Origin of the sequence: Massilia mucilaginosa (genome assembly GCF_011682145.1) — a bacterium.
GTDB classification, from domain to species: domain Bacteria; phylum Pseudomonadota; class Gammaproteobacteria; order Burkholderiales; family Burkholderiaceae_D; genus Telluria_A; species Telluria_A mucilaginosa.
The window spans coordinates 77,552-101,944 of record NZ_WHJH01000021.1; the positions used below are offsets into that span (position 1 = coordinate 77,552).

Annotated in this window: 21 protein-coding genes; 6 read left to right on the forward strand and 15 right to left on the reverse strand. The window is 59.9% G+C overall.

The window, feature by feature from the left end:
* Positions 1 to 82 precede the first annotated feature (82 nt).
* Positions 83 to 1,675, reverse strand: coding sequence for a beta-barrel assembly-enhancing protease (locus F2P45_RS17870; protein WP_370663269.1), 1,593 nt, complete (start codon positions 1,673 to 1,675; stop codon positions 83 to 85).
* Between the two features lie 88 nt (positions 1,676 to 1,763).
* Here F2P45_RS17870 and moaC point away from each other — a divergent pair, with 88 nt between their 5' ends.
* Positions 1,764 to 2,258 (forward strand): cyclic pyranopterin monophosphate synthase MoaC, encoded by a 495-nt coding sequence (gene moaC / locus F2P45_RS17875; RefSeq protein ID WP_166877934.1) that lies wholly within the window; start codon positions 1,764 to 1,766, stop codon positions 2,256 to 2,258.
* A gap of 151 nt (positions 2,259 to 2,409) precedes the next feature.
* Here moaC and F2P45_RS36240 read toward each other — a convergent pair whose 3' ends face one another.
* The 10 genes from F2P45_RS36240 to F2P45_RS17930 form a co-directional block, all read right to left on the reverse strand.
* Positions 2,410 to 2,862, reverse strand: a complete 453-nt coding sequence (locus F2P45_RS36240; RefSeq protein WP_166877937.1) for a pilin — start codon at positions 2,860 to 2,862, stop codon at positions 2,410 to 2,412.
* A 298-nt stretch (positions 2,863 to 3,160) separates the two neighbouring features.
* Complete coding sequence (locus F2P45_RS36250) at positions 3,161 to 3,607, reverse strand: pilin (protein ID WP_166877939.1); 447 nt, start codon at positions 3,605 to 3,607, stop codon at positions 3,161 to 3,163.
* Positions 3,608 to 3,914: 307 nt separating this feature from the next.
* Positions 3,915 to 4,358 carry a pilin gene (locus tag F2P45_RS17895; RefSeq protein ID WP_308613606.1) on the reverse strand — a complete coding sequence of 148 codons (444 nt, stop codon included), beginning with the start codon at positions 4,356 to 4,358 and terminating at the stop codon, positions 3,915 to 3,917.
* Between the two features lie 495 nt (positions 4,359 to 4,853).
* Positions 4,854 to 6,212: a group II intron reverse transcriptase/maturase gene (gene ltrA, locus F2P45_RS17900; protein ID WP_370663271.1), complete on the reverse strand. Its 1,359-nt coding sequence runs from the start codon at positions 6,210 to 6,212 to the stop codon at positions 4,854 to 4,856.
* Between the two features lie 427 nt (positions 6,213 to 6,639).
* Positions 6,640 to 7,083: a pilin gene (locus F2P45_RS36265; RefSeq protein WP_166877945.1), complete on the reverse strand. Its 444-nt coding sequence runs from the start codon at positions 7,081 to 7,083 to the stop codon at positions 6,640 to 6,642.
* Between the two features lie 215 nt (positions 7,084 to 7,298).
* Positions 7,299 to 7,892: an FHA domain-containing protein gene (locus F2P45_RS17910; RefSeq protein ID WP_166877948.1), complete on the reverse strand. Its 594-nt coding sequence runs from the start codon at positions 7,890 to 7,892 to the stop codon at positions 7,299 to 7,301.
* Positions 7,893 to 7,993: 101 nt separating this feature from the next.
* The gene (gene sucD / locus F2P45_RS17915; protein ID WP_099874964.1) at positions 7,994 to 8,875 is read right to left on the reverse strand and encodes a succinate--CoA ligase subunit alpha; all 882 of its coding nucleotides are present in this window, start codon (positions 8,873 to 8,875) and stop codon (positions 7,994 to 7,996) included.
* A 25-nt stretch (positions 8,876 to 8,900) separates the two neighbouring features.
* Positions 8,901 to 10,073, reverse strand: a complete 1,173-nt coding sequence (sucC, locus tag F2P45_RS17920; protein ID WP_166877951.1) for an ADP-forming succinate--CoA ligase subunit beta — start codon at positions 10,071 to 10,073, stop codon at positions 8,901 to 8,903.
* A 73-nt stretch (positions 10,074 to 10,146) separates the two neighbouring features.
* Positions 10,147 to 10,713: a DUF2889 domain-containing protein gene (locus F2P45_RS17925; RefSeq protein ID WP_166877954.1), complete on the reverse strand. Its 567-nt coding sequence runs from the start codon at positions 10,711 to 10,713 to the stop codon at positions 10,147 to 10,149.
* Between the two features lie 300 nt (positions 10,714 to 11,013).
* Complete coding sequence (locus tag F2P45_RS17930; protein WP_166877957.1) at positions 11,014 to 11,367, reverse strand: hypothetical protein; 354 nt, start codon at positions 11,365 to 11,367, stop codon at positions 11,014 to 11,016.
* A gap of 557 nt (positions 11,368 to 11,924) precedes the next feature.
* Between F2P45_RS17930 and F2P45_RS17935 the strand changes: the two genes are divergently transcribed.
* A complete protein-coding gene (locus F2P45_RS17935) occupies positions 11,925 to 12,377 on the forward strand; it encodes a hypothetical protein (protein WP_166877960.1) in 453 nt (150 codons plus the stop codon).
* Positions 12,378 to 12,411: 34 nt separating this feature from the next.
* On the opposite strand, the gene F2P45_RS37010 is transcribed toward F2P45_RS17935, so the two are convergent.
* From F2P45_RS37010 to recA, 4 genes are all read right to left on the reverse strand, one after another.
* The gene (locus tag F2P45_RS37010; protein WP_166877963.1) at positions 12,412 to 14,721 is read right to left on the reverse strand and encodes an RHS repeat-associated core domain-containing protein; all 2,310 of its coding nucleotides are present in this window, start codon (positions 14,719 to 14,721) and stop codon (positions 12,412 to 12,414) included.
* On the reverse strand, positions 14,718 to 17,015 hold the full coding sequence (locus F2P45_RS17945) for a DUF6531 domain-containing protein (protein ID WP_166877966.1): 2,298 nt from the start codon (positions 17,013 to 17,015) through the stop codon (positions 14,718 to 14,720). Before F2P45_RS17945 ends, F2P45_RS37010 begins: the two co-directional genes overlap by 4 nt.
* Before the next feature lie 750 nt (positions 17,016 to 17,765).
* Positions 17,766 to 18,221: a recombination regulator RecX gene (recX, locus tag F2P45_RS17950; protein WP_166877969.1), complete on the reverse strand. Its 456-nt coding sequence runs from the start codon at positions 18,219 to 18,221 to the stop codon at positions 17,766 to 17,768.
* A gap of 15 nt (positions 18,222 to 18,236) precedes the next feature.
* The gene (recA, locus tag F2P45_RS17955) at positions 18,237 to 19,319 is read right to left on the reverse strand and encodes a recombinase RecA (RefSeq protein WP_166877971.1); all 1,083 of its coding nucleotides are present in this window, start codon (positions 19,317 to 19,319) and stop codon (positions 18,237 to 18,239) included.
* A 173-nt stretch (positions 19,320 to 19,492) separates the two neighbouring features.
* Between recA and F2P45_RS17960 the strand changes: the two genes are divergently transcribed.
* From F2P45_RS17960 to F2P45_RS17975, 4 genes are read left to right on the forward strand one after another with little or no spacing between them, the layout of a single operon-like run.
* Complete coding sequence (locus F2P45_RS17960; RefSeq protein ID WP_166877974.1) at positions 19,493 to 20,203, forward strand: response regulator; 711 nt, start codon at positions 19,493 to 19,495, stop codon at positions 20,201 to 20,203.
* Entirely contained in the window at positions 20,200 to 21,726 is a 1,527-nt protein-coding gene (locus tag F2P45_RS17965; RefSeq protein ID WP_370663270.1) for a sensor histidine kinase, read from the forward strand. The genes F2P45_RS17960 and F2P45_RS17965 overlap by 4 nt, the downstream gene beginning before the upstream one ends.
* A complete protein-coding gene (locus F2P45_RS17970; RefSeq protein ID WP_166877977.1) occupies positions 21,726 to 22,028 on the forward strand; it encodes a DUF4212 domain-containing protein in 303 nt (100 codons plus the stop codon). Before F2P45_RS17965 ends, F2P45_RS17970 begins: the two co-directional genes overlap by 1 nt.
* Positions 22,025 to 24,073 carry a sodium:solute symporter family protein gene (locus tag F2P45_RS17975; protein WP_166877980.1) on the forward strand — a complete coding sequence of 683 codons (2,049 nt, stop codon included), beginning with the start codon at positions 22,025 to 22,027 and terminating at the stop codon, positions 24,071 to 24,073. Before F2P45_RS17970 ends, F2P45_RS17975 begins: the two co-directional genes overlap by 4 nt.
* Positions 24,074 to 24,393: the final 320 nt, after the last annotated feature.

Below are 24,393 nucleotides of genomic sequence, written 5' to 3' on the forward strand. Positions count from 1 at the left end.
ATGACGGCTGCACAGGATGCCGCGTGCGGCTGCGGCGGCTCGTACCGCAGGGCCACAAAATGGTTTCGACCGCGTCGCGCCGCTACTTCTTCGCTTCTTTCATTTCTTCGCGCCGGCGCGCCTGCAATTCGCGTTCGCGCGCGTCGATCACGGCCATGTCGTAAAACGAGGCATCGCTGGCCTTGCGCGCAATGGTCAACTGGTCGAGCGCGGCCAGCATGCCACCGCTGAGCGCGTACGATTCGGCCAGCGCCAGGTGCTGCAAGGCGATCTTGCCCTGCGCAGCGTAGGTCTTGGCCAGCAACTCATGCAGTTTCGGCTCTTCGCGGTACAGCTGCGCCTGGTCGCGCAGGAAGCGCGCGGCATCGTCGAGCTTGCCATTGACAATCATCGCGTCGGCATACTGGCGCGCAATCCCGCGCGATAGCGGGTAGCGCAGATGCGCCTGGTCGGCCTCCTTGAGCGCCTGCTGCTTGACCGAGGCCGGCTGGCCGGGGGCCAGCTTGATTTCCAGCCCCATGCTGGCAAACATGGCGGCGCCGTCGGAACTGGCTTGCCCGGTCGAAAACACCGCGCCCTCGGTCGGACGCATGGTGCCGCGCGCCTTTTCAAACCAGCTCTGGGCCCTGGCCAGGTCGCCTTTTTTGAGCGCCAGGTAAGCCAGGCCGTACTGGGCACCGGCCTGTTGCTGGCGGCTTTGCTGGGTCAGCTGGGCGTCGAAAAACGCGGCCGCCTCCACCCGTCCCTGCGTGCTTTCATCCTGCAGCACGCGGGCGCGCGCGCGCACCAGGTGGAACTCCAGGCTGTCGACGCGCTGGCGGTACGGAATCTCGCGAATGCGCGCCTGGATGTCGGAAATGCGCTCCGAGGTCAGCGGGTGGCTGCGCAGGTAGGCCGGCATCAGGTCGCTGTAGACACGGCTGGCCGCCTGCATGCGTCCGAAAAACGCCACCATGCCGGAGGTGTCGTAGCCGCCCGCCCCCATGATCTGGAAACCGATGCGGTCGGCCTCGCGCTCGGCGTCGCGGCTGAAATTGAGCTGGCGCTGGATCTGCAAGCCCTGCCCGCCCATGAACACGCCAACGGCGGCGTCCGAGCCGCCCTTGGAGGCAAGCGCGGCCAGGATCATGGCCGCCAGGGGAATCAGCGCATCCTGCTTTTGCTGGCCCAGCATGCGCGCGATGTGGCGCTGCGCCACGTGGCCGATTTCGTGCGACATGACCGACGCCAGTTCGGATTCGCTCTGGGCCGCCAGCAGCAGCGCCGAGTGCACGGCGATGAAGCCGCCCGGCAGTGCGAAGGCGTTGAGCATCGGATCGCGCACGGCGAAGAAGTAGTAATCGGCGTTGGTTTCACCGCGTGCACCGGGATACGAGGCGACCAGGCCGCTGCCGAATTCGTTGAGGTATTCGAGAATCGGATCGTCGTCCAGAAAATCGTGGTCGCGCTTAATGTCGCGCATGATTTCCTCGCCAAGGCGGCGTTCGAGCACCGGAGAAAGGTCTTCGCGCGCGGTGTCGCCCAGGGTCGGCAGACTGGTGGCGTTCAGATTATTCTGGGCCGGGGCAGACGGCGCAAGCGCGCCCAGCGCCGTCGCCAGGGCGATCGACAGCAGCGCGCGCCGGTATCGGCGGCGCGGCGGGCGCAGGTCGGCTGGAGCGGTTTTGGATTTCACGGTGCTATGATAACCGCAAGTGCGCCGCCCTTGCAGCGGCGTCGCGAGCGCCACCGATAACCTGAATAGCCCCTACCTCCCTTTTCCGATGACAACCTCCCAGAACGACCAGCTTACCCACTTCGACGCCACCGGCCAGGCCCACATGGTCGACGTTGCCGGCAAGAGCGACACGCACCGCATCGCGGTGGCCGCAGGCACCATCCGCATGCAGCCGGAAACGATGGCGCTGGTGCTGTCGGGCAGCGCAAAAAAGGGCGACGTGCTCGGCATTGCGCGCATCGCCGCCATCATGGGCGCGAAAAAGACCAGCGAGCTGGTGCCGCTGTGCCATCCACTGGCGATCACCCGCGTCGCGGTCGATTTCGAGGTCGACCAGGCGGCCAACAGCGTGCACTGCCGTGCCCAGGTCGAAACGGTCGGCAAGACCGGGGTCGAGATGGAAGCGCTCACGGCGGTCCAGGTCGGCCTGCTGACCATTTACGACATGTGCAAGGCGGTTGACCGCGGCATGGTCATGACCAATGTGCGGGTGCTGGAAAAACAGGGCGGCAAGTCGGGCAGCTGGCACGCGGCGATTTGAGCGTAATCGGGACGATTAAAATGACCATCGGCCGGCAACCTGAAGGAAGTGCTCACTGACGGCGCATGGTTGACCGCCAGGTGTCGCACACTTGCCTCCTGCTACAGAAAATGCGCCGCGAGTGCATGCGCGCCGACTGCCGGAAAGTCTCCTAGGCGTCGCCCGGACACACGGGCGTCGAGTATTTGCCCTTGATGCCGGCCGCTGCACACTTCCAGATGCCGTTTTCGCTACGCGTCCAAGTGACTTTCTTACTGGCCACCAGAGCCGGGCCGCCTTTGATCGTGCAGGTAATGACCGACTTGCCCGCATCGGCGGGCGTGACGCTCAGGGTACAGTTCGGCGTTTCCGGATCGGCGAACCGGGTGGCCTCGAAGGTTTTGGCGGCGTCCATGGTAGGCGTCATGACGATCTCGGCATCGATGCCGGTTTTGCCGCCGGCCGCTTCGGCTACGGCGGCGCCCACTTTTGCCTTCGCCACATAGTCCTGGTACATCGGCAGGGCAATGGCCGCCAGGATGGCGAGAATGGCGACGACGATCATCAGCTCGATCAGCGTGAAGCCGGGTTGCGGACGACAATGGATCACTTTTCTTGATTTCATTTTGCTACTCCAATGAGATGAGATGCATTGAGTTACGGCGCCGCCGTCGCCATTGGCGAGCGGGAGCATCAGCAGTGAAACAAAGGATTGCGTTTGAGCGAGAGAATTGCTCAGGGAAAGCTGCCTGCGAAAAGCTACTCGACAGGCAGACTTGTTCGACCTGCGGCGGGCGCAGATAGTTCAGCGATAAACGAGGGAGTTTGATGCGACGGGCTACGGCACTGAACGCGGTACGTTGACAGGCCAGTCCAGTGCTTGCCGAAGCGGCGCACTGAACTTTGTGGAGCAGGCGTTTACGTCACGGCGGGCAATTCTGGCTCGTGTGCTCAACGGCAATAGCGATGGCCTTGCATGTCCATTGACCAGTAGCCGCCCGTGACCAGGTCACTGTTTTCGCCGCGACACTGGCAGGACCGCCCTTGATGGTGCAACTCAGATCGACAGCGCCGGCGTTGGCCGCCGTGGTGGAAATTTTACAATTGATGGATTCGCCCTGCAATTTGGACGCCTGCATTGTCGCTACGGCGTCCATATTTGGAACCAGAATGATGTCGGAATCGATGCCGGTTCTGCCGCCAGCCGATTCTTCCACAGCAGCGGCCACTTTGGCCTTCGCCGCATAGTTCTGGTAGGCAGGAAAAGCGACCGCCGCCAACACGCCGATGATGGCAACGACAATCATCAGTTCAATCAGCGTAAAGCCGGCCTGTTCATGGCTGCTGTCGTTTTTTCTTGATTTCATCATGCTAGTGGACTCGGGGGTGAACTGAAACTGGCATGGACGCAATATCGGTACAGGTCCAGGCGCTCTGAAAGACATGGTGGAGGATCACCGGCAAGGCCACATCGCCTCGTCGGCTCTGATCGCGGCATCTGACGCCGCCTTCTTGCAGGACAAGCAAATCGAAACACCTGTAACAAAGCCGCTTGCGGGAAAACCCGGAAGCGGCTCAGGAGAACGTCATCTCATTCATGTTGCATTCAACAGAGTGAAACAAGCGCTTTTGCAAGCCCCCGCAGCGTGATGGCTGCAGAGGCATGCAGTGCAAGAATTAGATCTCGCAATCTTTTGGTTTCAGTTTGGTGTCAACGGTGGTAACACATTTCCAAGTGCCAGCGGTACCATTGGCATCAGCCGTACGGTTCCACTTGATGGTTTTGGTTTTAACGTTACCGTTACCATCCAGGGTGCAGATGATGTCGCCAGCGCCGTCAACGGCGAAGACAGCTGCAATCGTGGTGCAACGCTTGGTCGGGGTGGTCAGGCCGATATCGGCAGGGGTGCCAACTGCAATGCCTTCAGCCAGTTTCGTTTCGACGTTGACTTTACCTGGGGTGATTTCAGCCAGGCCAGCTGCGATTTGCGACTTCGAGACATAGTCCTGGTAAGCTGGCAGTGCAACAGCGGCCAAGATACCGATAATTGCAACAACGATCATCAGTTCGATCAGGGTAAAACCGGCTTGCGCTTTTTTCATCATTTTCATCGATTTCATTTTTACTACTCCTAGTTGTGATTAATTCGGAACTTGTGAACCGCACTTGGGTATATGCAAGCGCCGTGCCAGCTCGTTTTCGGCCTTCCTTGCCCATCCAAGGGACCAGTTGAACGAGATCTTGATCAGATACTGACAATCTTTGTCTTGCAAGATGCCAATTTCTGTCAATCCACATAAAAGCCTGGTTTTTGTGACGCCCATCGTCACTGGCGACTCCATTTTCCGCCCAGAGGCGCCATCTGGCGCATGGCGGAGAGAAAACGCCCATCTCTACATGAAGGGAGCGCAGTGGCCGCACGGACTGGTGGCGCTCAGACTCTGGATCGCCAACCTGCCCATGAAACAGCGCAGCATGGTGGCTTCCGGGGATTGATCTGCCAAGGTACGATACGCCGTCCAGAAATCGGGATAGGGGCGGCCAGAGTACCTGACCGATCCCCTCCCACACCACCCGGCATGCGGGTCCGCACCGGGCGGTTCAAGAAGTTGAGGTTATGTGAGTCGAGGCATGCCAAGACGGTCAAAGTAGGCAATCGTGAGCACATTGTTGAGGGCCATAGCACTGTTGCGCCACCAGCGGCGGCTGTTCTTTGCCACCAGTAACGCCACTTTGGGTTTCGTCCCCAGACTCATCAGTTCACGGTAGATCGTCGTCCCGTGCCGCCATTGTTTTAGATGGATTGCCCGCATACGGTGACGCATCCATTCATCCAGCCTGAGCAGGACTCCCGGTGTTTGTGCCAGGCCGTAGTATGCTTTCCATCCCAACACATAGCTGCGCAGTTTGTCGATCACCTCGCTGATGCTGCGGCCACCGGAGCGGCGGGTAAGCTGCCTGATCCTTTGCCGGAACGTCGCGAGCGCCATCTTCGACACCGCACGTTTCACCTCATTTCCCCGTGCCATCCACATCGCATAGCCCAGAAATTTTCGGCCAAACGCACTGGCCACCGCACTTTTCGATTCGTTGATCTTCAGGTGCAGCACATCGTAGCGACGCTTCAGTAGCGCCATCACGCGCTCGCCCGCCTTTTGACTGCGCACGTACACATTGCAGTCGTCGGCGTAACGCGCAAAGCGATGGCCCCGCCGTTCCAGCTCCCGATCCACCTCGTCGAGCAACACATTGGCCAGCAGTGGAGAGAGGGGACCGCCTTGCGGCGTACCCTCCGACCGTTCGACCACCACCACGCCGCCATCCATGATTCCCGCGTTGAGGTAGGCGCGCACTAACCGGATGATGCCGATGTCGTTCACGCGTTTGCGCAAGCGTTCGATCAGGATGTCGTGGTTGACCCGGTCAAAGAATTTTGACAGGTCGACGACGACGCGGTAGCCCGCCTGTACGTACTGCTGTGCTGCGAGCACGGCGTCACGCGCACGGCGGCCGGGCCGGAACCCGTGGCTGTGTTCACTCAAGGTGGGATCGATCAGTGGTTGCAGCACTTGCAGCAGTGCCTGCTGAATCAGACGGTCGGTCACGGTGGGTATCCCCAGCTCACGTTCGCTGCCGTCCGGCTTCGGAATGCCGACGCGCCGTACAGGCAACGGCCTGTAGGTGCCTTCCATCAGCTGATGCCGGATGGTCGGCCACGCGTGCTTGAGGTGTTGTCCGGTCCGGGCAATGTCCAGTCCGTCGACACCGGCGGCTCCCTTGTTCGCCTTCACGCGTTTCCACGCGCGTTGCATGTTCTCCCTCGCAAGCGCTTGCCTGAGCAAGCCTTGCCCTGCGCCTCGCGCTCCTTGTCGCGGGAAACGTGTTTCATCGCTGGCTGCTTCGGACGAGGCTTCACCCCGCCTTACCGCGACCCGCCCCGCTGATGCGGGCATCTGATGCCGTACACGACTCATCGACAAGACGTTCGACGCTCCTTCTTGTTCGGCCCTTCGCCCAGAGTCGGACTACTATGGCCTCTGCTGACTTCTCGCTCCGGGTTGCCCCGTCGTCCTTTCAGACATCAGGCGAGATCTCCCCAGGTAAGAACGCACTCCTTCCCTGCACAACCGCCGGATTTACGCCGCTTCGCCTTGACCACAAGAGCTTCGCGGGTTCATGCCCGCTCGCCCTGCTCGGCAGCGCCTTTTATCCGATTCTTGTCCATCGGCTCGCAGTTTCGCTCCACGCTTCCTTTCCACGGTCGGTCACCCTTCCGCAGTTGCGCTTCACTTCGCTCGCTGTGGTCAGCTCGCGGCGGGACTTTCACCCACAAGAGTGCGCCCATGCTGGGCGCACATGACAAAAGCCCCTGAATCAGGGGCTCGACTGGTCAAGAGAGGCTTACAGGCAATCCTGAGGTGTGATTTTTGCTGCGAGCGTAGAAGAGCATGTCCAGCTTCCGCTAACGCCTCCGCTGTCGGCACTTCGCGTCAACGTAACGAAGAGACCCTCTACCATGGAGCCACCCTTTAGCGCGCACTGCAGGGTGCTTTCGCCCGACGCTGCGATTGAGACAACAATAGCGCAGCGCTGTGTCGTCGCTTGTATTCCCACCGCGTCTGGTACGGTGATCGTGGCATCGATTCCTTCGGCTATCTTCGATTCGACGACAATCTTGGCGGCCGTGATCTCCGCGAGGCCAGTGACGGCTTGGGATTTCGCCACATAGGTCTGATACGCCGGCAATGCGATGCTGGCTAAAATTCCTATGATTGCAACGACGATCATCAGTTCGATCAAGGTAAATCCGGCTACGGTACTCTTGAACCTGTTTGTCGATTTCATGCCATTTCCCTCGCGCAGGCATAATTGCCTATTCTTAACTTACGTAATGCTAAAGCAAGGGTCGTGCCAGAAATCTTTTTTGCGCGTGCGGTACGTCACCCAGGGACGAATCGAAGAATGCGCAATTTTTGTCGATGACGACAAAAATTGTCGTCTGTCACCGCCACTTTTTGCCAGTTTATTGAAGGAAGGGTTCCACCCTCTTACTTTCTTGCTTACTCAGCAATGAGGCAAAACACCATGTCCGCCCCCGCCAGTTCGATCGCGTCGCCATGTTCCAGCCGGCGCGGCGCCTTGCCCGGCGCGACGCCATTGATGAGCGGCGCCACATTGCCGTCCACATGCGTCAGGTAATACGCGCCGTTCTGGCGCGTAATCGCCACCACCTGCACCCCCGCCTTGCCCAAGGTCGACAGCGGCTTGGTCAAGGCCAGCCGCTTGCCGGCGTTCGGACCGGTCTTGACTTCGACCGAACCGAGCAGATTGGCCGTATCGGCCAGCGCGTCCGGCAGCGCGCGCCGCGGCCCGCCGATGAATTCGAGCTGAAAACGCGCCACGACGATGGTGTCGTGATCTTCCAGCATGTGTTTCGCCACCCGCTTGCCGTTCACATAGGTGCCGTTGGTGCTGCCCAGGTCTTCCACGAACACATCGTTCATGATGAAGTTGAACGCCGCATGGGAACCGCTCATGGCCGGGTGCGGCAGGACGATGTCGTTGTCGGGCTTGCGCCCGAGCGTCATGCGGTCCTTGTCGAGTTCGACCTCTCGAATCACCGCGTGATTGCGCGATATGATAATTTTCGCCACTCTTGCCCTCCGGTGGGTGACCCGCCAACGAGAACGGGGAGCTTGCGCTCCCCGTCATTATTCACTACCTTTGCCTTCGCTTACAAACTACAGCTTACAAATTACAGCATGGCTTTCAGCAAACGCGCCATTTCCGACGGGTTCTTGGTGGCTTTGATACCGCAGGCTTCCATGATGTCGAGCTTGGCTTGCGCGGTGTCGGCGCCACCGGAAATCAGTGCACCGGCGTGGCCCATGCGCTTGCCCGGAGGCGCGGTCACGCCGGCGATGAAGCAGACCACCGGCTTTTTCATGTTGTCCTTGATCCAGTAAGCCGCGTTGGCTTCGTCAGGACCGCCGATTTCGCCGATCATGATGACCGCGTCGGTATCCGGATCGTCGTTGAACATCTTCATGACGTCGATGTGCTTCAGACCGTTGATCGGGTCGCCGCCGATGCCGACTGCCGACGACTGGCCCAGGCCCAGCGCGGTCAGCTGGCCAACCGCTTCGTACGTCAGGGTGCCCGAACGCGAGACCACGCCGATGCGGCCCTTGCGGTGGATGTGGCCCGGCATGATGCCGATCTTGATTTCGTCAGGGGTGATCAGACCAGGGCAGTTAGGACCGAGCAGCAGGGTCTTGGAGCCGGCCTTGGCCATGCGGTCCTTGAGCGCCATCATGTCGCGCACAGGAATGCCTTCGGTGATGCAGATTGCCAGGTCGAGTTCGGCTTCGACGGCTTCCCAGATCGCGGCGGCCGCGCCTGCCGGCGGCACGTAGATGACCGACACGTTGGCGCCGGTTTCTTTTTTCGCTTCAGCAACGTTAGCGAAAATGGGAATGCCTTCGAAATCTTCGCCGGCTTTCTTCGGGTTCACGCCGGCAACGAAGCATTCCTTGCCATTCGCGTAATCGCGGCACATGCGGGTGTGGAATTGGCCGGTCTTGCCGGTAATCCCCTGGGTGACTACTTTTGTATCTTTATTGATCAGAATCGACATGTTTGTTCCTTCGAATTAGGCCGGATTAGGCTTTATGAGCAGCAGCAGCCGCTACCACGGCCTTGGCTGCATCTTCCATCGTATCGGCGGCGATGATCGGCAGGCCGGACTCGGCCAGCATCTTCTTGCCGATGTCTTCGTTGGTGCCCTTCATGCGCACAACCAGCGGCACGGTCAGGGAAACGGCCTTCGATGCGGTGATCACGCCTTCGGCGATCACGTCGCAGCGCATGATGCCGCCGAAAATGTTGACCAGGATGGCTTTCAGGCCTGGATTCTTCAACATGATCTTGAACGCTTCGGTGACTTTTTCAGCCGTTGCGCCGCCGCCCACGTCGAGGAAGTTGGCAGGCTCGCCGCCGAACAGCTTGATGGTGTCCATGGTGGCCATGGCCAGGCCGGCGCCGTTGACCAGGCAGCCGATGTTACCGTCGAGCGAGATGTAAGCCAGGTCGAACTTCGATGCTTCGACTTCGGCCGCGTCTTCTTCGTCCAGGTCGCGGTAAGCGACGATGTTCGGCTGGCGATACAGGGCGTTCGAATCGAAGTTGAATTTGGCGTCGAGCGCGATGACCTTGCCGGAACCGGTCAGGATCAGCGGGTTGATTTCGGCCAGCGATGCATCGGTTTCCCAGTAGGCTTTGTACAGGCCCTGCAGCTGAACGCGCGCGTCGGCGATCGATTCAGGCGGCACGCCGATCTTGGCCGAAATGTCGTCCGCTTCGGCGTCGGTCAGGCCGACCGATGGGTCGATCGCGATCTGGTGGATTTTTCCCGGGTTCGAGTGGGCAACTTCTTCGATGTCCATGCCGCCTTCGGAGGAAGCCATCAGCACCACGCGCTGGCTGACCCGGTCGGTGACCATCGACACGTACAGTTCTTTCTTGATGTCCGCGCCTTCTTCGATCAGCAGGCGGCGTACTTTCTGGCCTTCCGGGCTGGTCTGGTGGGTGATCAGCTGCATGCCCAGGATCTGTTCTGCGTATTCCTTGACTTGTTCCAGCGACTTGGCCACTTTCACGCCGCCGCCCTTGCCGCGACCGCCAGCATGGATCTGTGCCTTGACTACCCAGACCGGACCGCCGAGCGTCTCGGCTGCTTTTACAGCCTCTTCCACGGACAAGCACGGAATGCCGCGCGGTACCGTCACTCCATACTGCCGGAGGATTTCTTTGCCTTGATACTCATGGATTTTCATGCTGGCTTCCCTTCTTCTGATACTGATTTGTAGAAAATACGGTTGAAATGCGAGAAAAAACGGGAAAGCGGGGCTAACCCGGTACAGCTTTCGCCACCCAGCGCGGATAGTACACCGCGACGGCGGGACCCTCGGCACGCAGGGCATGGCATTTATCGATCTGGAACGGCCGTTCCGGCAAGGGATCGTGACCCGGCCCGTCGCGGGTCTGGATCACGTCGTTGGCGTAGGCCTGGATTGCCGCCGTCGGCAGGATCTGGGCCAGTTCGCTCAGGTGCGTGCAGCCAAGCACGCCGGACAGCCGCTCTTTGATGCCAAGGCGAAAGCCTTTCATCAAGGACAGACCGATCAATTTTTTGTAAGCGGGGCCTATGGTATCGCAATAGCCCGGGTACGGAACGGCATCGGACGCGGCTTCGGCATCGACAATGGTCAGTTCGCGGTTGATGGTGATGCGCAGGTGCAGGTTGTGCAAGGGTGTGCCGCCGGCCCGTACGCCGGACGCCAGGGTCACGTCGCGCACTTTGATGTCGCTGATGCGCGCGTCGAGATCCCACAAGCCATCATCGCGCGCGTACGCTGCGACTTCGATGGCGCGCGTATGGCGCAGGGCGCGAGGGACGGGAGAAGACAGGGGCATGAAGACAAGACCAATGCCGGAAAATGCGGCGTAAATAGTTGCAGCCGGTGTACACATCGTGCACGTTGCCGCAGCTTCTACGGCAACAACCGCTCATGCGGCGCTGCTTAAACCCCAAAAGTTTAGCACATGCCGGAGGCCAGTTGCGCTGCAACATGGTTTTTTGGGGCAAGATGCACGAAATTTCATCAGTTGGCGCGATTTTGGTATCGCTTGCGCGGGTGCGGCGTGCGGGTGCTGGGGCCTCACATATAGAGAGGCAGGCTTACTGCTCGGACAAACTTGTCGCGGCATAGGACGCTACGTTGTGATGTTGCGCCCGAACCAAACGACCACGGGGATGGGCAGGACGAAGCCGAGCCAGTGCAGCTTGACCAGCCAATTGCCGGCGGCGATTTCACGGCGGCACCAGAGGGCCAGCACGATCATGTTGAGCGCGACGGCGATGCAAGCGCCTTTGAGGATCCACCAGGTGGCTACGACCTCCATCATGTTGTGAAAGGCATCCGGGGAACCCTCGAAGTCGGAGTCGGGGGCGCTTTGCCAGTCCAGTGACATCTGGCCGAAGTGGATTGCCAAGGCGACCGTTAGCCATTGAGCAACTAACAACGCCCTCAAACATGCCGGACTTATCCTCGTTTCGCGCTGTTGCATGTTCCACCGTCACCTTTCACGATGCGATTGTTGGCTGTTGCGGTAGCTCGCTGCCGGGCACTCCCCCATCCGTCATGCCGCTGCTGATCTATCTAATGATATCAGATTGACAACTGAACAGCTACTAAGCTGCATGCCGTGTGTAGTACAAGGCAAGAGTTCCGTATCGGATTTTTGTGCACTGTACTCAAAGAGCGCGACTTTTCCCGAATTTGCATACCAAAAAGGTATCTGATGCCGTGCCGCCCCCTTGCGGTAAATGCAGTACCGGAACCCGCGTTCTTACGAGCAGCGGGTTGGGTACGGCTATAAATTAATGAAGAGCTTGGGAAGGGCCAATCCAACTACGTATCAGTCCGTGTCCGTTTGCCAGACCTGACGCCGTGCGACGGACGCCGTGCAACGACACCGTGCGACAGTGTCCGTTTGTCAGACCTGACACCGTGCCGACAGTCTCCGTTTGTCAGACCTGACACCGTGCCGACACCGTGCCCACGCTAACAGCGCCGCTCGGGACGGCTTAGCATAACGAATTGACTGGAAGATTTAGCATCCAAATGACCCATACAAATATCATAAATGTAAATACGCATAAAGTCAGAAGAATACCCGAGTATCGCGGTGATCGAATAAACGCAAGCAAACAAGCAAGTACCACCCCGAACAAAATCCACAACCAGTGCCTACTGGAAATTAAGATTGCAACCCAATACTGCGGGATCAAGCCAAAATCTTCATACACCTTCTCATACCTTGGAATTCCAAAGCTGCCGAAAATTCCTAAAAAGAAAGATAGAACCAAAGCCAACAACCAAAAAAAATATCTGCTCAAATTTCTATGCTTTTCAGTTAGCCTCGGCAGAAAAATAGCTTTTCCTAACCACAACAGCATGGCTGCCGAAAAGATTATTACAAGTTCGATCAGTAATATGAAAGTAGCTGATTTACTATCTACAAGCCCTTTCTCATCAGTACAAGCGATTGCTGGGATTGACCACAGCAATATATAGAGCGCTGTAATGTTTAAAACTCTCATATTCATTTTTACGGAAATGTCCTCCAATTTCCACTTGGGTTCCAGGGTTTAATCCCCCACCACGCAGGAGTCATACCTTCGGGCGTAACATTACCTGGCGACGCTCTTACTGTTGAGCCCGGAAAATTATCAGACATTGACTGTCCCGCAGATTTATCTCCATATCCACCGCCACATACGCGAAGTTCGATAGACATATTCTTTGAATAGCCTCGATTTTTTCGTACTGCCTCCGCAAGTTCCGCCAAATCCGCCGGTGACATTACCTTGCCATTTGCCCCAATAATATTTCCCTTATAATCTCCGTGCGCAATAATTACTACTTTCGATGGGTCATCACGAACTCTTGCGCCTTGTGAATAATCCGCCGGCGGAAGAAGGTTTACAATCAATAGCCCTAAAGGATCTACAAAACTCAGCGGGTTCGCCTCCACATAACCATAAGTATTGATCCCGCCCGCTAAGCCAATCGGATCAGACTGGATATACCGCCCCGTCTGCGGATCATAGTCGCGATGGTAGTTGTAGAACAAATTTGTATTCTTGTCGTAATACTGCCCCGGCATTCGTAGATTGAAGGTAAACGCACCAACACCGCTTGGATTTTCGTTCACAGGCGTCAAGCCGAACGGATCACCATTGTCCCAGCGCCAAACAATTTTATTGTCGGTCGAGCGCGTAATCATCCGGGGAGTTCCCAAATGATCCGTATGAACATGAGACACATTAATTGCCGTGCTTTGTGCAGGTGCGGTACCCGTGACTGTTTGCGTCAATACTGCCACGGGCAGATTGCCCAAGTACACTGTCTCGCGGGTCGGCTTGCCACCGGTGTAAGTGTACTCGCCAACCAGCTGTCCTTGCTCACCATAGACAAACACGCCGCCGGCGTAGCCTTGAAAAACACGCTGATCGAGTCCATTGAAGAGCTGGACAATGGTCATCGCACCATTCTGGAAGCTGTACGGGCGTCCTCGTCCACTGTAGTTCACGACAAGTGTCCCATCGCCAGTCAGATTGCCGGCACCGTCATACTTATTGGTCTTGGCTGGAACAGGGCCTGTGGTGGCAGTCAGCTTGTTACTGGCAGGATCGATGGTGTTGGTGTAGCTGTTCGCCCCGAACCCCGCTTTGATGCGATTGCCACTGGCATCGTAGGCGTAGGTCTGGGCAGCACCGTTGCCGCTGTAGCTGACCAGACGATCAAGTTCGTCGTAGCCGAAGGTCTGGTCAAGACTGGCAGGAATTGGCGCCGTGCCGGTGCCCGTATGCGTGTACCCTTTGATGCGGTTGGCGGCGTCGTAATTGACCGTACGAACGATGCCGTTAGCCGAAGGGCTTCCCAAGCTATAGCTGCTGGTGCGGCCATTGACGTCATAGGTGCGCAGATGCGTGTACTGGTTTGCCGGTACGCTGTTGCCCCACGTCCAACCCGTGGGTCCACCAAACGGTGCATAGGTAATATTGTCCAGCAAAACGATGCTGCTGCCCGTGTTTGTGCCGGTACCGCTGGCCTGAACGGGATTGAGCACAATGCTGGTGACTTGCCCCGCATTGTTATAGCCATAATTGAGACGGTTGCCGCTCGGGTACGTCATGCTGGCTAACTGGCCGGCAGCATTGTAGGCATAGCTGAGCTTGTGGGTGGTGTTGTAGACCCCACCGATCGTATTCTGGATCTTGGTCGCCAGCCGCCCAAGTTCGTCGTAGGTATAGCTGGTATTCCCCGACTCATCCGTCATCCGGCTCATTTTGCCGATCGCGCTGGGGATTGGGGTAGCCCCGCCATCGTATTCAAATGCGGTGCTGACCGTACCGGTATAGTCGATCCGGGTCAGGCGGTTGAGCGCGTCGTAGGTGTACGTGTTTGTTTTTCCGCGCCCGTCCGTGCTCGTTTTCAGATTGCCGGCGGCATCATAAGTCGACTTGGTCAGGCCCGTGTCGGGGCTGCCCAGCTCGGCTTGATTGCCCAAGCCGTCGACCGCATAGCGCGTTTCCAGGTTGCGTGGATCGGTTACCGTCGCAAGCTGGTCGATGCCGTCATAGCCAAACTTGATGGTCGGGCGGGCGCCGTTGGTTGCCGGCTGCTGGATCTGCTTGACGCGATCGAGCGGATCGTAGGCCTGGTTGGTCACCCGCCCCAGCGGATCGGTGACCTCGGTCAGGTTGCCGCCAAGGTCGTATTGGTAACGGGTAGGCGCGTCCGGTACCGTCTGCGCGGCGGCCACGGTTCCGGTATAGGCGCCGAGCAAGGGCGTGTAGGTCATCACAACGATCATTGCGCCCGACGTCAAACGGCTGAAAATACTGCGGGTCATTGCGCTGCTCCGGTTTGGCTCGTCAGACGGCCGGTAATGTCATAGGTGCGGGTAATCTGGCGCGCCAGGTTGCCATTGGGGTCGCGCACTTCTTCCTTGATCCTGTTGCCGGTAAGGTCGAGCGTGTAGGTGATGCTCTCGCCGCGGTTGTTGGCGATAGACGTCAGCCGCTGCGCCACATCGTAGTTGTAGGTCGTGACGCTGTTGTCGGGCAGCGTGACCGTTTTGACCTGGCCCGAAGGGGTATAGTCATAGCTGGTCGTCTGCGTGGAGGTACCGTTCGATACGGCTTGCGACGCAACCCATCCGCGCGGCGTGTAGCTCAGCGTCGTCGTCACGCCGTTCGGTGCGCGAATCATGCGAACTTGGCCATGCGCGTCGTAGTCCGAGAACGTGGTCGCCTGGTTGGCGGCGTTGATCACCGTGATCAGGTCGCCGGTGGACGGATCGTAATCGTAGGTAGTACGGTCGACGATGTCGGTACGCGGACCGGTGACGGTTTTCAACTGGCCGAGATTGCTGTACGTGTATGTCGAGGTACGGATGATGCCCGTCACGGGCGCGGCCAGGCCCTGCGCACCTGTCAAGTCGGTGGTGGCCTGCTCGGACTTGCTAATCAGGTTGCCGGACGCATCGTATTTGTATTTCGTAATACGCTTGGGTTCGGAGATGACTTCAGGCAGGCGGAACTGCGCGTGCCATGTGGTCGTGGTTTTGCGTACAGGCAGCGCGAGCGTTTGCGCAGTCAGCATCGGAGTGCAATCAGCGCCAACAACGCCTTCTACACGCGCGGATTCCAGATTGCGCAAGGTACCGTAAGCGAAGCAGCTAAAGTTGCTGTTGAAATCCTTGGTCTTCGTGACATTGCCAATGCTGTCATACGTATGTTCAGCGATCGTGCCGCACTCGACACACGGAGCATCGATAGTCGTCGGTTTCGCAATGCCCTGTACATATGTTTTCTTGAAAGTTCGCACTGACGTTACTACTTTGTCGGCCGGACCGACGTAGTGGGTGACTTTCGTTGAAGCGTCATTACCATCCGCATAGGCAAGCGTAACTTTTTCGATACCGTTACCAAGTTCCGACAAGGTCGCCCTGCCTTCGCAGTCATATGCCCAACTGATATGGCGTTCTTCGTTTTCATCGACCAGGCCTGTCATTAAATTCATAAATTTTTCAGGGCCGAAGCCGTTTCCCATCGGAAAAGACGATGGGCATCGTATGCCCCCGTTAATCTTGCTTTCTTCATTGTAGAAATATGTTTGGCTCTTTCCATCAGGGTAAGTGACCTTGGTCAGATTGTTCGCTTTACACGCCAAGGTGTTTTCATTTCCAGCAACGCAACCTCCTGAAGGCCCATCGTATTCGTAGAGGTAGGCTTGACTGGCCGGATCGATCACTTCGACCAGTCGTCCCTTAGCGTCATAGTTAAATTGAAGCTGACGCCCCCAGTGGTTGGTAACACAGAGCAAACGCCCAACGGGTGGCACCTCGTCAGAGTGGGTGCCCGGGCAAGCGGGAGCGTTCGCCGGGAACCGACCAATTTTGTTGTCTTTGTTTATGCCATCAGTATAGGTCAAGACTTGTTGAAGACCATTGCGCTCAGTTATCGAAAGCAAAACGCCTGTCTTATCAAAACGCTCGGTACGGTCGTTCTTGGCATCGTAGAGAATCCATTCCAGCACCGAGTCGTTATTTACTGACATGATCGGGGAAAGCCGATCATTCACGTCAGCGCCGCTAGTATAGTTTCCAAGCTGATCACCGACAAAGCTAAAGTATTTCCCATCAGGATGCATGATTGACACCTTCGATGGAATGCGTTCCTTGCTCAAAAACCCGGATGAACACTCCCATTCACCCGAAACAAATCGCCAGCACTTACCAACCGGCGGTTCGATATCTTTTAGTTCCGCACGCAGCGATTTATTGAAGGAGTGGGTCCACCGGACGCCAAAACCGCGAATCAAGTACGGGTCAGACAGGCTCGTAGAACTGTTGTACATGCGTCGGAGGTTCAAGCTGCTTGATGATTTAGATGATGCGTAATCGGTGATGGAATGCCACATATTCCCGGTTGTCGGCGTGATGGGCTGACCGGTTTGGCATTTGGGACATTGCGGCCCAACATTGCCTCCCTTCGCATCTTTTTTTTCTTCATATCTACCCGAGCGACACGCTTTAATTGGCGTGAAATAGCGTTGGCCTTGCGACTCTATGCATACTGTCCGGCTACGGTAGATCAGCACGGCACCGCCTTCCGAACGGGGAACGCAGTTATCGTCCTTCATTGCCCACCCGGTAGGATGTGAACTACGTTCCCGCGTTGTTACCCCGCCCACAGACTCGTCAACAATCCATGGACTTGGCTCACCTCGCCAGAAAATTGAGCAATACGAAGCAGGCATCCCCTTATTCAATAACTCCAGATAAGCGGCTCTAGTTGAGGCGATGTCTGGGAATTTTGTCGGTCCCCAATGATATATATATGGACCGATATAGATGCGTTCTTGGGCATGTGCGTTACTGCAAAAAATGGAAAATAGCGCGGCGATGCAAGCCCATACAAGTCGATAGACAGAATGACGCGCATTGCCAAGAAGTGCTACGAAAGACGAAGACATTTGATTCCTAACGCAGGTAGACAAGACAAAATTATCTCATGTCCAACTGGAAAGAAATCTACTTTGGCAATATTATTAGCAGCGCAATACACAGTTGAAGATTCCCAACTTTGCATACGACGAGATTTAGCCAAAATACGCTTTTGTCGATTTGGGCATTTGATTCCGAACCCGGCAGGCTAGATCTGCAGCAAAATGGAAGAGGAAATTGAGCAGGGCGGAAAAGCGTAGCGCCTTCCACCGTTGAGGAGTATGACGGGCGTACCAGCCCGGCATACGGCGAAAGGCGCTCCGCTTTTCCGCCCAAGGGCGTGGCCCAGAGACGTGGCGCCAGCGTTGCGGCGCACTTGTAACAATCACCCGCAAACAACGGGATATATAGTTTAGCAATAATACCTATTCATCATCCGGATCGACTCAGTCGTCATCCGGATCGCGCCCCTGCATCGCCGCCTTGACCGCGCGCTGCGAAAACCCGCGCTGCATCAGGAACCGCATCTGCCTGTTGCGCTCGGCGGGATCGCTCGCCACCGTGCCGTACTTGCGCTCCCACACTTCGCGGGCGCGCGCCAGCTCGCTGTCGGCAAGACCCGCCTTGAGTTCCTGCAAGGCCTCGCCCTTGACCCCGTGACTTTGCAACTCGGCCATGATGCGGCTGTTGCCGAAGCGCGCAGAGCGGCGGTGAATCAGGGATTCGGAGAAACGTTCCTGCGACAGCCAGTTGTTTTTCTCAAGAAAATCGAGAAGGGCCTCGACATCGTCGCCCTCCTCCGCATGGCGCGCCAGCTTGCGCCCCAGCTCAAGCCGGCTGTGCTCGCGCATCGACAGATAGCGCAGGGCACGGCCTTTCAGGCTCAAATGGGGTGCTGCCATCGCCAAACCCGCCGATTACTCGGGGACAGCCTTCAGCTTGGCCGCCTTGACGGCAGGCTCCTCGCCAGCGACCGGCGGCAGTTCGCGCACGCCGAGAGCGACGCGTACCTTGTTTTCGATCTCGCGCGCCAGAGCCGGACGCTCCTTGAGGTAAATACGCGCATTATCCTTACCCTGGCCGATACGTTCGCCGTTATAGCTGTACCAGGAACCCGACTTCTCGACGATCTTGTTATCCGCACCCAGATCCAGAATCTCGCCTTCGCGCGACGTGCCTTCGCCATACAGGATGTCGAAGTGCGCTTCCTTGAACGGTGGCGCGATCTTGTTCTTGACGACCTTGACCTTGGTTTCGTTACCGATGACTTCGTCGCCGGACTTGATCGAACCGGTACGGCGGATGTCCAGGCGCACCGAGGCGTAGAACTTGAGCGCGTTACCACCGGTGGTGGTTTCCGGGCTGCCGAACATGACGCCGATCTTCATGCGGATCTGGTTGATGAAAATGACCAGGGTGTTGGTGCGGTTGATCGAACCGGTCAGCTTGCGCAGGGCCTGGGACATCAGACGGGCCTGCAGACCCGGCAGGGAGTCGCCCATGTCGCCTTCGATCTCGGCGCGCGGGGTGAGCGCGGCCACCGAGTCGATGACGACCAGGTCGACGCTGCCCGAACGCACCAGCGCATCGGTGATTTCCAGTGCCTGTTCACCCGTGTCCGGCTGCGAAATGAGCAGTTCGGACAGGTTGATGCCCAGTTTTTGGGCATAGCCGACGTCGAGCGCGTGCTCGGCATCGATAAAGGCGCAGGTGCCGCCCAGTTTTTGCATTTGCGCGATGGTCTGCAGGGTCAGCGTGGTTTTACCCGACGATTCAGGACCGTAGATCTCGACCACGCGGCCGCGCGGCAGGCCGCCGACGCCGAGCGCGATGTCCAGGCCGAGCGAGCCGGTCGAGACGACCTGCACATCTTCAACCGGCGCGTTGGCATCCATGCGCATGACGGAGCCCTTGCCGAACTGCTTTTCAATCTGCGCCAGGGCAGCGGCCAGCGCTTTGCCCTTCTCGCCAGCATTTAATACGGTTTTTTTATCGTCCATAACTTTCTTTCAGTCCAGAGAGTGGTCCAGATCAAGGGCGGGTAGCACGTCACAGGCACTACTGTACAAATAAACAGTGGTTTATGCAAGCGGCACACGCCCGATTTCAAAAAAATTCCCGGCGTTGCGGCAAATGAAACACAATAGCCTTACTTAGACGTCCCGGTGCCACCATGCGTATTTTACTTGCCGAAGATGATAGCGTGCTTGCCGATGGATTGACGCGCTCCTTGCGCCAGTCCGGCTACGCCATCGATTGTGTGAAGAACGGACAGGAGGCCGATACCGCCCTGTCCACCCAGGAATTCGACCTGCTGATCCTCGACCTGGGCTTGCCGCGCCTGTCCGGGCTGGAAGTGCTGCGCCGCCTGCGCGCCCGCGCTTCGCTGCTGCCGGTGCTGATCCTCACCGCGGCCGACTCGATCGAGCAGCGGGTCAACGGCCTCGACCTGGGCGCCGACGATTACATGGCCAAGCCGTTCGCCCTGTCCGAGCTGGAAGCGCGTGTGCGCGCCCTGACCCGGCGCGGCGCCGGCGGTGGCGCGGCGGTGGTGCGCCACGGCCCGCTGGCGTACGACCAGGTCGGCCGCAGCGCCTATATCAACGACCAGATGCTGGACCTGTCGGCGCGCGAACTGGGCCTGCTCGAAATCCTGCTGGCGCGCGCCGGACGCCTGGTGTCGAAGGAACAACTGGTCGACCATTTGTGCGAATGGGGCGAGGAAGTGTCGAACAATGCCATCGAAGTCTATGTGCACCGCCTGCGCAAGAAGATCGAGGTGGGCGGGGTGCGCATCGCCACCGTGCGCGGGCTGGGCTACTGCCTGGAAAAATTCCTCGACGGCAGCCGCGCCGCGCCGGACACGGGCGTGGCATCGAAGTGAGCGTGCGCGACGCCGCCCTGGCGCCGCCGGACGCGCCGGACGCCCTCGACACCCTGTATGTGCCGCCCGGCGCCGAGCTCGAAGAAAACATCCAGCATTCCCTGTTCGGCGAAATCCTCGACTGGATGCTGGCGCCCCTGCTGCTGCTGTGGCCAATGAGCATCGCCATTACTTACCTGGTGGCCAAGTCGATTGCCAACCAGCCCTTCGACCATGCGCTGGAAGACAGCATCACCGTGCTGGCCCAGCAGGTGCGCGAGGTCGACGGCAAGGTGCTCTCGCGCCTGCCCGGCAGCGCGCGCGACATGCTGCGCGCCGACGATGTGGACCAGGTGTTCATCCAGATCACCGGTCCGCGCCGCGAGCACGTCGACGGCGACCGCGACCTGCCGCTGCCGCCCGATGACGAACGCCTGCGCAACGGCCGCGTGCATTTCCGCAATGAGCTGATGCACGGCACGCCGGTGCGCATCGCCTTTTCCTACGTCAACCTGCGCCCGCTGGCCAAGCGCGGCGACGAGCCCTGGGCCGCCCTGGTGCAGGTGGCCGAAACCCTGGACAAGCGCGCCCAGCTGGCCAACGAAATCATCAAGGGCGTGATCTTGCCCCAGTTCATCATCTTGCCGATCGTGCTGGCCCTGGTCTGGTTCGCCCTGGCCCGGGGACTGTCGCCGCTGGCGCAGTTGCAGGAGCGCATACGCGCGCGCCGCCCCGACGATCTCTCGCCCATCGATTCGCGCCAGGTGCCGGAAGAAATCTCGCCGCTGGTCGGGTCGCTGAACGACATGCTCGAGCGCCTCTCGCAAACCATCGAAATGCAAAAACGCTTCATCGCCGACGCCGCCCACCAGATGAAAACCCCGCTGGCCGGCATGCGCATGCAGTCCGAACTGGCGCTGCGCCAGCTCGACCCCGAAGAAATCCGCCGCTCGCTCGAACAACTGGCCAAGAGTTCGGAGTCGGCCACGCGCCTGGTCAACCAGCTGCTGGCCCTGGCACGCGCCGAAAACCAGCCCAACGCCGGCCTTGCCTACGAGGAGCTGGACCTGTGCGAGAGCGCGCGCGACACCGTGCAGGACTGGGTGCAAGCCTCGTTCGCGCAGCGCATCGACCTCGGCTTCGAGCAGCCGGACGAGCCGGTGCATATCGCCGCCAACGCCATGATGCTGCGCGAAATGCTCTCGAACCTGATCGACAACGCCCTGCGCTATACCCCGGCCGGCGGCAGCGTCACCGTGCGCGTGCGGCGCGAGCTTGATCTGGCGATCCTGGAAGTGGAAGACAGCGGCCCCGGCATCGCCCCGGCCGAGCGCGCCCATGTGTTCGAACGCTTCTACCGCATCCTCGGCAACAGCGCGCCCGGCAGCGGCCTCGGGCTGGCCATCGTGCGCGAGATCGCCCAGCAGCACGGGGCCGAGATCGACATTGTCAACAACCCGCGCAGCGGACAAAAAACCTCGCCCGGCTGCCTGTTCCGCCTGACCTTCCCGCCGCCGCGCATCACCGACGAGGACGACGCCTGATGCCGGCCGCGCTCGACTCCGTGGCCACCCAGCGCCGCCGGCTGGTTGCGGCGCGCCGCATCCACTGGCACCGCACGCGCCGCGTCACCGCACTGCTGCTGCTGGTCTGGCTGGCCTGCGGCTTTTGCACCGTATTTTTCGCGCGCGAACTGGGCGCCTGGTTGCTGTTCGGCTGGCCTCTGCCGTTCTATCTGGCCGCACAAGGCGCATCGCTGGTCTACCTCGCCATCATTGGCGTCTACGTGCTGGCGATGCGGCGCGCCGACCGCCAGTTCCTCGCCTTGCTGAAAGACACTGCATGAGCGCCCCCATCACCGCCTTGCGCCGCCTGAGCCGCTACTATCTGTGGTTCACCGCCTGCTTCCTCGCCTTCATCGTCTCGCTGGCCCTGCTCGAACGCGAAGGCATGCCGCGCGTCTGGCTCGGCTACCTGTACATGTTCGCCACCATCGTGCTGTACGCCGCCATCGGCGTGATCAGCCGCACGTCGAACGTGACCGAATACTATGTGGCCGGGCGCCGGGTGCCGGCCCTGTTCAACGGCATGGCCACCGCCGCCGACTGGATTTCGGCGGCCAGCTTCATCAGCCTGGCCGGCGGGCTGTACCTGCACGGCTTCGACGGCCTGGCCTACATCATGGGCTGGACCGGCGGCTATTGCCTCGTGGCGCTGCTGATCGCGCCCTACCTGCGCAAGTTCGCCCAGTACACCATCCCCGACTTCCTGGCGGCGCGCTACGGCGGCGGCGCCGGCGGGCGCGGCGGGCCGGTGCGGGTGATGGCGGTGGCAGCCACCATCATCGTCTCGTTCACGTACGTGGTGGCGCAGATCTACGCGGTCGGGCTGATCGCCTCGCGCTTTACCGGGGTCGATTTTTCGGTCGGGATTTTCCTCGGGCTGGCCAGCATCCTGGTGTGCTCGTTTTTGGGCGGCATGCGCGCCATTACCTGGACCCAGGTGGCGCAGTACATCATCATCCTGGTGGCGTTCTTGCTGCCCACCATGTGGCTCTCGCTCAAGCATGCCGACAATCCGGTGCCGCAGGTGGCCTACGGCGCCGTCATGCCCAAGCTGGCCGCGCGCGAAGCCGAACTCGAGCGCGATCCGCGCGAGCGCGAAGTGCGCGCCATCTTCGCCCAGCGCGCCGCCGCCTACGGCGCCCTCGCGGCCGCCCTGCCCGGCTCGTGGGAAAGGGGGCGCCAGGAGGTGCAGCACCGGCTCGACGCGGTGCGCCTGCGCAATGCCACCATGGGCGACATCCGCGCCGCCGAACGCGCCCTGGTGCTCTACCCCAGGACTGCCGAAGAAGCCGCGCGCCTGTGGAGCACGGCGCGCGCGGCCAACCTGGCCCGTTCCCTGCCGCCCCAGCCGCACGCCACCCCCTTTCCGGGGGCCGACCGCGCCGCATCCGACATCCGCCGCAACAATTTTCTGGCGCTGGTGTTTTGCCTGATGCTGGGCACGGCCGCACTGCCGCACATCCTGATGCGCTCCTACACCACCGCCTCGGTGCACGACACCCGCGTGTCGGTGTTCTGGACCCTGTTCTTCATCCTGCTCATCTACCTGTCGATCCCGGCGCTGGCGGTGCTGATCAAGTACGACCTGTACAGCGCGCTGGTCGGCACCAGGTTTTCCCACCTGCCCAGCTGGATCGGCTACTGGGCCAATGTCGACAAGCTCAATCCCCTGATCAGCATTGCCGACATCAACCGCGACGGCATCGTGCAGCTGGCCGAAATCGCCATCGACGGCGACATGCTGGTGCTGGCCACGCCCGAAATCGGCGGCCTGCCGTATGTGATCTCGGGCCTGGTGGCGGCCGGCGGGCTGGCGGCGGCGCTGTCGACCGCGGACGGGCTGCTGCTGGCCATTTCCAACGCGCTCTCGCACGACTTTTACTACAAGGTGGTCGACCCGGGCGCCTCGACCCAGAAGCGGGTCACCATTTCCAAGCTGCTGCTGCTGGCCGTGGCCTTCATCGCCGCCTACGCCGCCTCGCAGAAACCGGCCGACATCCTGTCGCTGGTGGGCGCGGCGTTTTCGCTGGCGGCCTCGACCCTCTTCCCGGCGCTGGTGCTCGGCGTGTTCTGGAAGCGCGCCAACCACGCCGGCGCGCTGGCCGGCATGGCCGCCGGTTTCTGCGTATGCCTGTACTACATGCTGCACACCAACCCCATCCTCGGCGGCAGCGCGGCCGGCCAGTGGTTCCACATCGCGCCGATGTCGGCCGGGGTGTTCGGCGTGCCGGCCGGGCTGCTGGTGCTGGTGCTGGCCAGCCTGCTTACAAAGGCGCCGGATGCGCGCGCGCGCGGCCTGGTCGACCATGTACGCGCGCCCGAATGACGAATTGTCGTAACAACGCAGCAGCGCCGCGCAAGGCGCTGGCAGCCGCGCGGGCAAGCCGCTAGGATTGATCGCAGGGCGGCACGGCGCCGCGCGTTTTCGTCTTCCGACAAGCGAGGTCTTATGTCCGGCCACCTGCCGCATTTGCTGCATCCGCTGCACATATTGCGTATCGCCTTCCTGTGCGCCTGCACCGTATGGATTGCCGCCGTCGGCGCGGGCCCGCCCGCCCCCCCCCCCCCCCGCGGCGCCGGCGTGGCCCCCCCCGGCGGGCGCGCCGCCCCGCGCGCGCCCCCCGGGGAGGGTGTCGCGGGGGGGGG